We start from the raw sequence: 12,205 nt of genomic DNA, 5'->3' as shown, positions 1-12,205 counted from the left end.
CGGGCGCGCGGGTGTAGCTCAATGGTAGAGCAGAAGCTTCCCAAGCTTACGACGAGGGTTCGATTCCCTTCACCCGCTCCAAGTTCCGCACCGGTTGCGGCTTGAAAAATACCCTTTTGAAAGTTTGATCGTGGTGGCTGGGCGGTCCGTGCCGATGGGTGCGGATGGGCGCTCTCTTTTGCGTTGATGGTTCGCCGATGGGGCGATTGCCGGACTGGCGGCGATCCTTGAGGCTGGGCGGTATCCTCCGTCTGTCCGAAGGGGAAAGCCCATGCGGCCAATCGAACGAGCACGCCGACTCAGCCGGTGCCTCCAGGCGCGCTTTCGCATCGACCTCTTCTCTACCCTGGTGGAGCGCGAGTTCGAACGACGGCTGGCGGAATTTATTCTGGAGGCGGAGCGCGATGCCTATCGCCGGGGGCGCGAGGCGGCGCTGGCCGGATCAGGTGGTTCCCCAGTTCCAGTGAGCGGCGAGGACGGGAAAGCCGCGGTCAATCCATCTCCGCAACGGGAAGAGGGGGCATGGCCGGGCGGGAAGCCCATGACCATGTGAGGCCCGCCCGCTCGGCGCAGGCATAATGCCAGGGGCGCTGGTCGCCGTGACCGGCCCAATGCGGATCACCCGTGCGGATCGACCGCCCGCAGGCGCAGCACAGCGGACCGTTACGCGTCGTACGCCCGGATTGGGCGCGCGTGGTGCCGGTTTTGGCTGATTTTGGCTTCGGTTCCCATCCCAGCGACGCGGGATGCCGTCCGTACGGCGCCATGCTCTTTCCCCAGATTTGCGATGATCCCCCGATCACGGCCACAACGCGTCCATAGACATAGACGTCGATAACAACACGGTCGTGGCGGTGCGAGAATGCCGCCGTCGCTCCTCGTTGCCAACAACAAGGATGGACAGGTTCCAACCCGAAATCGCTGCCTTCCGTATGGGCAGGCAGATCAAAAACTGCTTGTTTGTGAGAATTTTTGCAGAGAATAAAAAATATTCCCCACACAATCAGGCCTGCTTTAGGTGATTGAAACCGTCAATTTTCTGGGTCAATGTAGCGGATATATTCTATGATGTCTCTGAACATACCATCATTAATAAATATGCAACCATTGGAGACGGCTATCCTCAACTTATGCTGCGTTGCAGCATGATCTTCATGCGAAGGTGCTCCATGATGGCATTTCTACTGAGTGATCTTCACCCATTTACCGCCATTCCTCACATTGCAGCGACCGGCATTGCCGCCCCGCCCCCTGTCGACGACCGGTGTCGACGACCGGCCTCCTGCTGGTGACGTTCGGCCGTTGGCAGAGTATGGTCGGGTGGTTGCGGTTGTCCTTCCTCGGGGCGACGATGGTCGGGTCATGGCAAATCTCCTGATCGGATCGGTCTTCGGCCTGATGTCGGACGCGATGGTGCTGATCGGGCATGGTGTCTGCTCTGTTGCCCGCCGGAGCTTCTCGGGAATTGTCCGGCTGCCTGTCCGCCCTGCACTCCGTTTCCCGAACAGCGGCTTAAGGCCGTCAGCGCACCCCGCCGGTGCACCCCCGATTGCTCCCGATACGGGGCGGGAACATTCAGCCCCACGGCAGGGTTGTGGCAGCGAAGGGGATGTTTGGGAGGACCTGCCGTCATGGAAAAAGACCAGATCGTCGATACGCTCAATGACCTGATCCGCATCGTCGAGGACAGCCACGAAGGCTACCGTCAGGCCGCCGAAACAGCCGAGGACGAGGATCTGAAGGCCTTGTTCAACGATCTGGCCGCCCAGCGCGGTGCCATCGTCCGAGAGATTCAGCGGCTCGTCGCCGAACAGGGCGGGGCGCCCGACATGGGCGGCACCATGATGGGTGGTGCCCACCGGTTCTTCCTGGAACTGAAATCCGCCGTCATGGGCCACGACCGAGCCGCCATCATCGCAGAGGTCGAACGCGGTGAAACCGAATGCCTGCGCCGCTATGACGACGCCATGGGAAAGGAGCTTCCCTTGCCCGTCACCGCCGTCATAGCCCAGCATCTGGATCGCATCCGCGTCGACCGTGACCGCATGGCGGCGTTGCGTGGGGTGGTGGCGTGATGGTGCGTCGCAGCATTGCGGGGGCGCCGGAGCGGGCGTAGGCTTTCAATCCGTGGTCCCGGCCGATGGCCGGACCAATTGCCCCGCCGATCATCCGGCTTTGGTGGCCGGATGTCGGCTCCACCTGGACATGGATTGATGAACAGCGACACACAGAAAGCAGACCAGTCCGGCAACGATCTGGTCACCAAGGGCGCTTTTGCCCTCTACCACGCCGAGAATGCCCACCGCGTGGCCGAATTCAAGAAGTCCAAGAATGCCGAGGCGGCCATCGCCGCCGATTTCGACGCCTACCGCTCCCGCTATCTGCGGAAGTTCAAGGATGTCTTCGACAGCCTGTCCGAACAGGGGTTGACCGTCACCCGCGCGGTGTGACCCGGCCGGGCGCCTGCCCCCCTATCCCGGTCCCAGCCGCCGCCGCACGACGCCGGTCCGCCGCGTCCAGCACCGCGAGGCGCCCGGCGGGATCGAGGTCCCTCCAGTTCATGATGTCGTTCAGCGACCGGTAACAGCCGACGCAGACCTCCTGCTCGTCCAGCGTGCAGAGCCGGATGCAGGGGGATGGAACCTGATCGTTGCGGGGCGCTTGCGTCATGGCGTGACTGTGCCAAGACTGCTGCAACGCGGCAAGCGGGGCGTCGCGCCATCCACCTCGCCCGAATGGGATGGGAAAGCCGCAGGCCCGCCGCTATACTGAGCGGCATGGCCCGCATGCTGTTCCTTCGTGACATCGACGCCGACGTGCAACTGCGCTGCCGCGCCTGCGGGCATGGCGGCGTGCTTCCCCGTGCCATGCTGGAACGGCGCTTCGGCCCGAACTATCCGGTGCTGTCGATCGCGCCGCATTACCGCTGCTCGCGTTGCGACTCCCGCGACATCGAAAGCCGGCCGATCCTGGCGGCACCGCCGGCCTCCTCCTTCGATGCCGCGAACGAGGAGCCGTCCTTCGACGCCCCGCTGGCTGCTCTGAACGGTTTGCTCGCTTCGCTGCGTGGCGACGGTCCGGTGGAGGGAGCGCAGTCCGTTTCTCCGCCTCCCCCTCCTCCCCCACTTGCTCCCGCCGCCCCTGTGCGCAGCAAGCCGCTGTCGGAGCTTCCGCTGTCCGATCTGGTGGCCGATGGTCCGGGGGAAACCGGCGCCGCTCCGCTGTGGGAGCCGGTTTCCCTGGCCGATATGGCGGCACGGTTGGGTGCGATCAGGCCGGACGATGACGACCCCGGCCGGGATGGCGATCTGGATGGCGGCGAACCGGTCGATGACGGTTGGGACGATCCGCCCCCGCCTGCCCGCCCCGCCGGGAAGGAGACTGCCCGCGACAATGTTCCCGACGCGGATCCCGACGATGGCGGGGACGAGACGCTGGCGGCGATGCATCGCCTGCTGGCCCAGGCCCATTGGAGCGAGGACGACGAACCGGAAGACCGTCCGCCGGCGGCTGCCCGTCACTTCGAGCCGCAGGAACCCGAAGCGGACTACGACGGGCGGGTGGAAGAGGACGAGCCGCCGGTCTTCTCCCACAAGGTTCTGGTGCGCAAGGATTTCGAGGAGGATTGGGCCGATCCGGCTTCCGACCGCTGGCGGGTGGAGAAGGACGACCGCGACGAGGTGGACGGCTTCGATGATGATGAGGAGCCGTCGGACGAGGAGATTCTGTCCTTCGCGATCCGCGATCCGGAAAAGCCGGCTGCTCGGCTTTCGGAGCGGTCGGCGATCAAGCCGGTCAAGCCCGCTACGCCGCCGGCCGATGAGCCGCTCGATTTCGACCAGCACCGTGCCGAACGCCGTGCCCAGCGCCCGCCCCCGCCGCCGGAGGATGAGGAAGGCTTCGACCGCACCCTCGCGGCTTTGCGGTCGATGATCGAGGATGCGGCCAACGACCCGGACGACGATGCTTTGCCCCCGCCGCGGAAGCCGCCTGCAGCGGAGACAAGGGGCATCGGCAATGGCCCTGAAAGCAACAGCGATAGGATCCCCGGCGCGGCGACCGGTTGGCAGCATGAGGACGGGAGCGGGGACGATCCGCTGCCCGGTTTCGACGCCGGTCCAGAGCTGGACCCCGACCGGGATCCGGCGCCGGCCGGCCGCCGCTCCGCCCAGGAACGCGAGATCGAAGAGGCGATGAAGGCCCTGCGCGGCCTGATCGAGGAAGAGGTGGCGTCCGAGCCCCCGCCTCCGCCGTCCGCTCCGCCGTCGAAGCCGCGTGCCGGCAAGCCGCGCCCGCCGCCCCGCCGCGAGCCGCCCGCCCCTCCCGTGGAAGAGGCGGAGCCCACGGAGCCGCCTGCCAGGCAGGGTTCCAAGCCGGTCGATCCGACACCGCTCAGCAAGACCATCGCCGCACTGCGCGGCATGCTGGAACTGGACGGCAAGCGCAAGCGTTGACGCGGCCACCGTCCTTGCGGCAAGCGATCACCTGCGCAGACGCTTTTCCTGCATGATCTCCAACTGCAGCTGCTGGATTTCGGTCAGGCGCTGCCATTGGCGCTGGATCAGGTAATCCATCTTCTCGTGCAGGTGCCGGATTTCCAGTTCGGCCTTCAGGTTGACGCGGTAATCGTTTTCCGAGCGCAGCCGGTCCTTCGCCTCCTGCCGCTTCTGGCTCATCATGATGACCGGGGCCTGGATGGCGGCCAGGCAGGACAGCAGCAGATTCAACAGGATGAAGGGGTAGGGATCGAAGGCCCGCGTGTCGCCTTCCAGGATGTTGATGAGCATCCACACACACAGGAAGAAGGCGAAGGAGATCAGGAAGGCCCAGCTGCCGCCGAAGCTGGCCAGCCCGTCCGACAGCCGTTCGCCCAGCGTGCGGCGGTCGTCATATTCCTCCTCCGGGTTCTCGGCCAGCGTCTCGTGGCGGGCGAGGCTTTCGGCGACCTCGCGGTCCAGTTCACTCAGCTCGCCATGCTCCTCCTTCAGCAACTCCGCAACATAGAGCGAGCGGTAACGCGCCAACTCCTGCCGGCTGATCTGCGCGTCCGGCTCCAGATGCGGGTGGTCGTGGCGGATGCGGTCGGCCAGGTTGGGGCGCAGCGCGTCCAGTGCGATCAGGTCGCGCTTGGGCCGGCGCTTGCCGCTGATGGCGCAGGGCTGGCGCTTGGAGGCCAGCGTGCCGGACTCCTCCAGGCCAGCATCCTCCAGGCCAGCATCCTCGTTGCCAAGGCCGAGGTTCGGCACTGCGGACTCGTCGCCGTCCTCTGGCGGAAGCTGATGGTCGGTCATGATGGCGCCCTCCCTCGAATGCGCGAACCGGGGTGGCCGACTTTATGCCTGACCATTGCGACAAGCCGGTTAAATCGCTGCAAGACCGCAGGGCCCGCCGTAGCGTTGGTGGAGAAAGGAAAACGTTGCAACGGCTGGAGGCTTGCGGCGGCGCGGGATATGTCCGGCCGCCGCTTTGGCGGGTCCAAGATGACAGGCGGTTCATCCTTGACGGCCGCACAAGGAAAAAGGGGCCGCCTTGCGGCAGCCCCTATCCTTACCTGCGATCCGTTCGGGCCGCTCAGCCGATGCGCCAGACGTCCGGGCTGTTCTCCAGACGCTTCAGCAGGGCGATCCGTTGCTGCTCGATCTCGTTGGGCAGCCGGTCGCCGAAGCGGTTGAACAGTTCCTCCTGGTCCTTCGCCTCGGCTTCGGCCTCCTTGCGGTCGATGTCCATGATCTTGGCGAACTTGTCGGCAGGGAAGTTCAGGCCGGACCAGTTCAGATCCTGGTAGCGGGGGGAATAGCCGAAGGGCGATTCCGCCACCTCGGTGGCGCGGCCGCGGACGCGGTCGACGATCCACTTCAGCACGCGCATATTGTCGCCGAAGCCCGGCCAGACGAACTTGCCGTTCTCGTCCTTGCGGAACCAGTTGACGCGGTAGATGCGCGGCAGGCTCTCGATCTTGCCTTCCATCGACAGCCAGTGGTTCCAGTAATCGGCCATGTTGTAGCCGCAGAAGGGCAGCATGGCGAACGGGTCGCGGCGAATGGCGGCCTGGCCGACGGCGGCGGCGGTGGCTTCCGAGCCCATGGTCGCGGCCCAATAGACGCCTTCGCGCCAATTATAGGCCTCGAACACCAGCGGGAACGTCTTCGACAGTCGGCCGCCGAAAATGAAGGCGCTGATCGGAACGCCGGCCGGATCCTCCCAGGCCGGGTCGATCGACGGGCACTGCGCCGCCGGAGCGGTGAAGCGGCTGTTCGGGTGGGCGGCGACGCGGCCGCAGCCCGGCGTCCAGTCCTTGCCCTGCCAGTCGATCAGGTGGGCCGGCGCCTCGTCGGTCAGGCCCTCCCACCAGACGTCGCCGTCGTCGGTCAGCGCGACGTTGGTGAAGATGACGTTGTGGTCCAGCGTCTTCAGCGCGTTCGGGTTCGACTTCACGCTGGTGCCGGGGGCGACGCCGAAGAAGCCGGCCTCCGGGTTGATGGCGCGCAGCGTGCCGTCGGGCTGCGGCTTGATCCAGGCGATGTCGTCACCGATGGTGCGGACCTTCCAGCCCTCGAACTCCTTCGGCGGGACCAGCATGGCGAAGTTGGTCTTGCCGCAGGCCGACGGGAAGGCGGCGCCGACATAGGTCTTCTCGCCGGTCGGGCTTTCCACGCCCAGGATCAGCATGTGCTCGGCCAGCCAGCCCTGCTCGCGGCCCATGGAGGACGCGATGCGCAGCGCGAAGCACTTCTTGCCGAGCAGCGCGTTGCCGCCGTAGCCGGAGCCGTAGGAGACGATGCGGTGCTCCTCCGGGAAATGGACGATGTACTTGTTGTCGGCGTTGCAGGGCCACGCCACGTCCTGCTGGCCCGGCTCCAGCGGTGCGCCGATGGAATGCAGGCAGGGGACGAAGTCGCCGTCGCCCAGGATGTCCAGCACCTTCTGGCCCATACGGGTCATCAGGCGCATGTTGACGGCGACATAGGGGCTGTCGGAGATCTGCACGCCGATGTGCGCGATGTCGGAGCCCAGCGGCCCCATGCTGAACGGCACCACATACATGGTGCGGCCGCGCATGCAGCCCTCGAACAGGCCGTCCAGCTTGGCCTTCATCTGCTCCGGGTCCATCCAGTTGTTGGTCGGACCGGCTTCCTCGCGCGAGCGCGAGCAGATGTAGGTGCTGTCCTCGACACGGGCGACGTCGCCCGGATCGGAGCGGCACAGGAAGGAGTTGCGGCGCTTGGCCTCGTTCAGGCGGATGAAGGTGCCGGCCTCGACCATCTCGTTGCAGAGACGGTCATACTCCTCCTGCGACCCGTCGCACCAGTGAACGCGCTCCGGCTTGCATTTCAGCGCGATCTCCTCGACCCAGGCCAGGAGCTTCTTGTTCCGCGTCCGCATATTGCCAGTCATATCGTCCTCTCGAAGGCTGGGCCGGTACCGTCGCGTCGGGCATCCCTTCGGTGTCCCGAGGCTGGTCCGGCCGTCTTTGTCCGTTGTCGTGTCAGATGGAAGGCGTCCGCCGGATCGGCGGCCCGGTCAGCGCGGTGCCGGTCCGAACGGGCGGCAGGGCCGGAGGCCAGCCGGGATCGGCGGCACCGCGCAGGCGCGGCGACGAAACGGTGCAAAGGGTGGCCCTGAGGCGACAGGTCTGGGGGCCATTGGCCCGGACGGGAAACGGGTCGATCCGTTATGGTCCACTGAAGTGTTCTCCTGGTTGCGCATGCCCAAGCGCCGCTTTCTTGTTTTTGGTGCGGCGCCCGGTCGTGTCGAAGCGACCTCTCGGCCGGTCGTTCGGGCTGACGGTTGGCTTCTCGTCTCTCTCGGTCTGTAATCGCGCCTTTTGGCGTGTTCCGCCTTCGGCTTCTTTGGCTTTTACGGTCGGGCTCTTTTCGGTGGCCCTTTGTCCGGGCGTCCCTGTTGGTCGGGCGTCCCTTTTTGGGCTTCGGGGTCCGTCAGGCGCCCCCGTCGGCGGTTGTCGCATGTCCTGGCGGTCCGGTCCCGTCCTGCGGCCTGATCAGTGCATCCAGCATCAGTCTAGCCGATTCCGGGTCGCGGATTCTCTGTTCAAAATCGACGCGGGCGACGTACCCCCCGCGTCGCAGGTCGCATCCGTCCGGGTCCACCCCGGTCAAGCTCCAGCTTTCCCGTTGCCCGGCGCCGTCCTCATCGGTGGAGGGAACAAGCCGGGGGCCATAGCCCTCGCCGTTCAGTCGGTCGAGCAGGTCCGCCTCTCCCATCGCCAGTGCCGGCGCGGAAGCGGGAAGGTCCAGTTCGGCCGCGGACAGCCAATGGATGCGGCCGAAGCCGGCGACCAGATGGGCGCGCTCCACCGTCACGCGGTAGATGGAGAAATCGGCGAAGCCGGCATAGAAGGCGGCGTCGGGATGGCGGCGCAGGTAACGCGCGCGGTGGCGGGGCTCGTCCGACCGCTCCGCCCGGCCCAGGACCGACAGGCGCGCACCGGTCAGCGGCCGCGCCAGCCCGGCGGTGCCGTCGAACAGCAGCCCGACCCGGCCGTCGGCCAGCAGGTTGCGGGTGTGGTCGGCCAGCGTGGAGAGCAGAAGCAGGGGGCTGCCGTCATGGTCGAACGCCACCAGCACCAGCGATGGATAGGGCCAGCCGCCCTTGTCCACACCGCCGGCATCGGCGCTGCCGGTGTCGTCCGGCCGCCGGGCGGTGGCCAGCGCCGCACGGTCGCAGGCGCGCATCAGGCGCCGGGCGCTGGTGGCCGGAGCCGTGCCGTCCTGGCGGTCACCGGGAGGCAATGCGCCCTCCCTCGCATCCGGATCGATTCCGGACGGAGAGGACGCCGAAAGGGCGTTCAGAAAACTCATTCCAAAACGAGTGCGTTCTCCCGCGCGGCACCGTTGTTCGGCGCCGCATTGCCGCCATATTGGACCATACAAATGCCGCGGGAAAAGAGAAAACTGCCGCTGGTACCTGAGTTCTGGCATAAAGTATTGGAATGACCACTCGTCCTATGCCCGATGTTTCCGCTAACATTTCAGGTTCCACCCCGCTCGACCGTTCCGCTCTGACCGATTGGGAAGCTGTTACGACCATGGCCCACACCGTCGCCCTGGTGGATGACGATCGCAACATCCTGGCTTCGGTCTCCATCGCCCTGGAGGCCGAAGGTTTCGACGTGCGCACCTATACGGACGGCGCCGAGGCGCTGCGCGCCCTGACCCAGCGCCCGCCCGACCTTGCCGTGCTCGACATCAAGATGCCGCGCATGGACGGCATGGAGTTGCTGCAACGTCTGCGTCAGACCAGCCACATCCCCGTCATCTTCCTGACCAGCAAGGATGACGAGCTGGACGAGCTGATGGGCCTGCGCATGGGGGCCGACGACTACATCAAGAAGCCCTTCTCACAGCGTCTGCTGATCGAACGCATCCGCGCTCTGCTGCGGCGCGAGGCGCTGCGCGGCGAGACCGCCGAGGCCGATCCCGGCCAGATGATCACCCGCGGGCCGCTTCTGCTGGACGGTGCCCGCCACGCCTGCAGCTGGAAGGGCCAGCCGATCGACCTGACGGTGACCGAATTCCTGCTGGTCCGGGCGCTGGCCCAGCGGCCGGGGCATGTGAAGAACCGTGACCAGTTGATGGACGCGGCCTATGGCGAACATGTCTACGTCGACGACCGCACGATCGACAGCCACATCAAGCGGCTGCGCAAGAAGTTCAAGGCTGTCGACCCCGACTTCTCCCAGATCGAAACACTCTATGGCGTCGGCTACCGGTACAAGGAGTAGGCCGGTGTCCGCGACGGGCGGAGCGGGACCCAAGGAGAGGCCGGCGCGGCGGCGCGGCGTGTCGCCGCTGACCTTGCGCATCCTGGCGGTGAACGTGCTGGCGCTGCTGGTGTTGCTGGCCGGGCTGCTCTATCTCGGCCGCTACCAGGACCGGCTGATCCAGGCGGAGACCGAGGCGCTGGCGACCGAGGCGCGCATCTTCGCGTCGGCGCTGGGCGAGGGCGCGGTGAACCGCATCCTGACGGCCCCCTCCCCCACCGGCGACGAAGGAGGCGAGCGGTTCGAGCTGGCGCCCGAGCTGGCCCGCCCGATGGTCCGCCGGCTGGCCGAGGCGACGGCGACCCGCACCCGCCTGTACGACATCGACGGGCACATGCTGTCCGACAGCCGGGTGCTGGTCGGCTCGCAGGGGCGCATCGAAATCCGCGAGCTGCCGACACCGCCGGCCGGCGACCCGGTCAGCCGCGCGATCAACGACCTCTACACCCGGCTGATCGACGTGGTGCCGAGCCGCGAGGGGTTGCCGGCCTACCGCGAGGCGCCCGGCCGGCCGAACCCCGACGTCGAGCGGGCGCTCGGCGGCGAGGCGGCGGCCACCGTCTGGCGCGTCGACGGCGAAGGCGGCGATCCGGAACTGCTGCTGACGGTCGCGGTGCCGGTGCAGCGCTACCGCGAGGTGCTGGGTGCCGTGCTGCTGGCCCGCAGCGGCGGCGAGATCGACCGCGCCATCCGCTCCGTCCGCTTCGACATTCTCCGGGTGTTCGGCGTGGCGCTCCTGGTCACCATCGCCCTGTCCTTCTATCTGGCCGGCACCATCGCCCGGCCGATCCGCCGGCTGGCCCAGGCCGCCGACCGGCTGCGCACCAGCCACGGACGCCATGCCGGCATCCCCGACCTGACCCGCCGCGGCGACGAGATCGGTGAACTGTCCGGCGTGCTGCGCGAGATGACCGACGCGCTATGGACGCGGATGGATGCCATCGAACGCTTTGCCGCCGACGTCGCCCACGAGATCAAGAACCCGCTGACCTCGCTGCGCAGCGCGGTGGAGACGGCCGGCCGGGTCAGCGACCCGCGTCATCGCGACCGGCTGATGGCGATCATCGCCGACGACGTCCAGCGGCTGGACCGGCTGATCAGCGACATCTCCAACGCCTCGCGCCTGGACGCCGAGCTGTCGCGGGCGGAACCGGAGCCGGTGGACATCGGCCTGCTGCTGACCATGCTGGCCGAACTGCGCCAGACGGTCGCCGAAACCGTGGACGAGACGGTGGCGGCCGGGGGTGTGGATGCGCTTGGGGAGGGTGGCGCGGAGGACGTCCGGCCCATGCCGCCCCGCGTCGTGATCGACATTCCCGCGGGCGAGCGGCTGGTGGTGCCGGGGCTGGAGGGCCGGTTGACGCAGGTGTTCCAGAACCTGATCGACAATGCCCTGTCCTTCTCGCCGCCCGGCGGTATCGTGCGGCTGTCCGCCCGGCGCACAGGGCACACCGTGACGGTGGTGGTGTCCGACCAGGGGCCGGGCATCCCGGAGGGAAAGGAAGAGGCGATCTTCGACCGCTTTTACACCGAACGTCCGGTGGGCGAGAAGTTCGGGACCCATTCCGGCCTTGGACTTTCGATAGCAAAGCAGATAGTCAGCGCCCACAATGGTTCGATATGCGTGCGGAACCGTCAGGTATCGGAGGAGGCAGTCGACGGCGCCGACTTCATCGTAGTCCTGCCTTTGCTATGAGCCCTTCGGCCAGAATACATACATCCCCAGCACTATCGGGTGGACAAGCCGTGTTTATCGACGGATCATGGTGGTGGTCGTTCTCGCTTGCCGGCTGATAAAGCAACCGGTCCCTATCGGTCCGGTTGTTTGCTTCTGTTCCACGCGGTGATCGAAGGGTGGCCATCCCCAGGAACAAACATGTGGGGTTGCCATGCCTGACTCCGCTCCGCCCGATTCGTTCGCGAACAGGGTATCCACATCGGGTTCCCAGTCCCGCGGACCCGTACCGGCTGCGGCCGAGGTCGTCGACCTCCGCCGCTACCGGCTGGCCCGCCTGATCCGCGATGCCGGACGGCAGCAGGGGGAACTGGCCCGCCTGATGCGCGACGGCGCGCGGGAACGCAACCAGCTGGCGGAGGCTCTGCAGGGCGCGCAACGCCATCTCGCCAGCATCGCCGACAACTACAAGGTCCTGCTGGTCCGGCTGCAGCGGGAAAAGGACTTCCGCGACGCCTGCCAGGAAGCGGCGGAGCTGGAGGATCTGGAGGAGATGATCCGCCGCCGAGACGCCCTTGCCCAGGAACTGGAGGCCATCCGCCGGACGCCCCGCGGGATTGCCGGGAACTGAGCGGCTCCGCAGGCGCAAACCACGCTGGTGGAGCCGGGAAGCGGAACGCTTCTGCGATCGCGGCTCTTCATCGGCCGTCTCCTCCCGTGGTCCGGCAGAGTGCGATCCGCACCGAAAG

Annotated in this window: 11 protein-coding genes and 1 tRNA gene; 8 read left to right on the top strand and 4 right to left on the bottom strand. The window is 66.8% G+C overall.

Annotation, left to right across the window (positions count from 1 at the left end):
* Positions 1–7: 7 nt before the first annotated feature.
* From A6A40_RS11995 to A6A40_RS11985, 4 genes are all read left to right on the top strand, one after another.
* Positions 8–81, top strand: a tRNA-Gly gene (locus A6A40_RS11995).
* Positions 82–271: 190 nt separating this feature from the next.
* Entirely contained in the window at positions 272–553 is a 282-nt protein-coding gene (locus A6A40_RS30395) for a hypothetical protein (RefSeq protein WP_146191559.1), read from the top strand.
* Positions 554–1,631: 1,078 nt separating this feature from the next.
* Positions 1,632–2,075 carry a ferritin-like domain-containing protein gene (locus A6A40_RS11990; protein ID WP_063635597.1) on the top strand — a complete coding sequence of 148 codons (444 nt, stop codon included), beginning with the start codon at positions 1,632–1,634 and terminating at the stop codon, positions 2,073–2,075.
* Positions 2,076–2,213: 138 nt separating this feature from the next.
* On the top strand, positions 2,214–2,450 hold the full coding sequence (locus A6A40_RS11985) for a hypothetical protein (protein ID WP_063635596.1): 237 nt from the start codon (positions 2,214–2,216) through the stop codon (positions 2,448–2,450).
* Here A6A40_RS11985 and A6A40_RS11980 read toward each other — a convergent pair.
* On the bottom strand, positions 2,434–2,670 hold the full coding sequence (locus A6A40_RS11980) for a DUF1289 domain-containing protein (RefSeq protein ID WP_063636254.1): 237 nt from the start codon (positions 2,668–2,670) through the stop codon (positions 2,434–2,436). The two genes, A6A40_RS11985 and A6A40_RS11980, sit on opposite strands and share 17 nt — an antisense overlap.
* Positions 2,671–2,786: 116 nt before the next feature.
* Here A6A40_RS11980 and A6A40_RS11975 point away from each other — a divergent pair, with 116 nt between their 5' ends.
* Positions 2,787–4,454, top strand: a complete 1,668-nt coding sequence (locus A6A40_RS11975) for a hypothetical protein (protein ID WP_146191558.1) — start codon at positions 2,787–2,789, stop codon at positions 4,452–4,454.
* Positions 4,455–4,481: 27 nt separating this feature from the next.
* On the opposite strand, the gene A6A40_RS11970 is transcribed toward A6A40_RS11975, so the two are convergent.
* The 3 genes from A6A40_RS11970 to A6A40_RS11960 form a co-directional block, all read right to left on the bottom strand.
* On the bottom strand, positions 4,482–5,291 hold the full coding sequence (locus A6A40_RS11970) for a DUF1003 domain-containing protein (protein ID WP_063635594.1): 810 nt from the start codon (positions 5,289–5,291) through the stop codon (positions 4,482–4,484).
* Between the two features lie 280 nt (positions 5,292–5,571).
* The gene (locus A6A40_RS11965) at positions 5,572–7,395 is read right to left on the bottom strand and encodes a phosphoenolpyruvate carboxykinase (GTP) (RefSeq protein ID WP_063635593.1); all 1,824 of its coding nucleotides are present in this window, start codon (positions 7,393–7,395) and stop codon (positions 5,572–5,574) included.
* Positions 7,396–7,937: 542 nt separating this feature from the next.
* Entirely contained in the window at positions 7,938–8,750 is an 813-nt protein-coding gene (locus A6A40_RS11960) for a HugZ family pyridoxamine 5'-phosphate oxidase (protein ID WP_063635592.1), read from the bottom strand.
* A 296-nt stretch (positions 8,751–9,046) separates the two neighbouring features.
* Between A6A40_RS11960 and A6A40_RS11955 the strand changes: the two genes are divergently transcribed.
* From A6A40_RS11955 to A6A40_RS11945, 3 genes are all read left to right on the top strand, one after another.
* On the top strand, positions 9,047–9,742 hold the full coding sequence (locus A6A40_RS11955; RefSeq protein ID WP_063635591.1) for a response regulator transcription factor: 696 nt from the start codon (positions 9,047–9,049) through the stop codon (positions 9,740–9,742).
* Positions 9,714–11,477 (top strand): stimulus-sensing domain-containing protein, encoded by a 1,764-nt coding sequence (locus A6A40_RS11950; protein ID WP_063635590.1) that lies wholly within the window; start codon positions 9,714–9,716, stop codon positions 11,475–11,477. The genes A6A40_RS11955 and A6A40_RS11950 overlap by 29 nt, the downstream gene beginning before the upstream one ends.
* Positions 11,478–11,670: 193 nt before the next feature.
* On the top strand, positions 11,671–12,087 hold the full coding sequence (locus A6A40_RS11945; RefSeq protein ID WP_063635589.1) for a hypothetical protein: 417 nt from the start codon (positions 11,671–11,673) through the stop codon (positions 12,085–12,087).
* The last annotated feature ends 118 nt before the right edge of the window (positions 12,088–12,205 follow it).

The sequence above is a fragment of the Azospirillum humicireducens genome, assembly GCF_001639105.2.
In the GTDB taxonomy this organism is placed as follows: domain Bacteria; phylum Pseudomonadota; class Alphaproteobacteria; order Azospirillales; family Azospirillaceae; genus Azospirillum; species Azospirillum humicireducens.
This window is presented reverse-complemented; position numbering and strand designations above follow the sequence as displayed.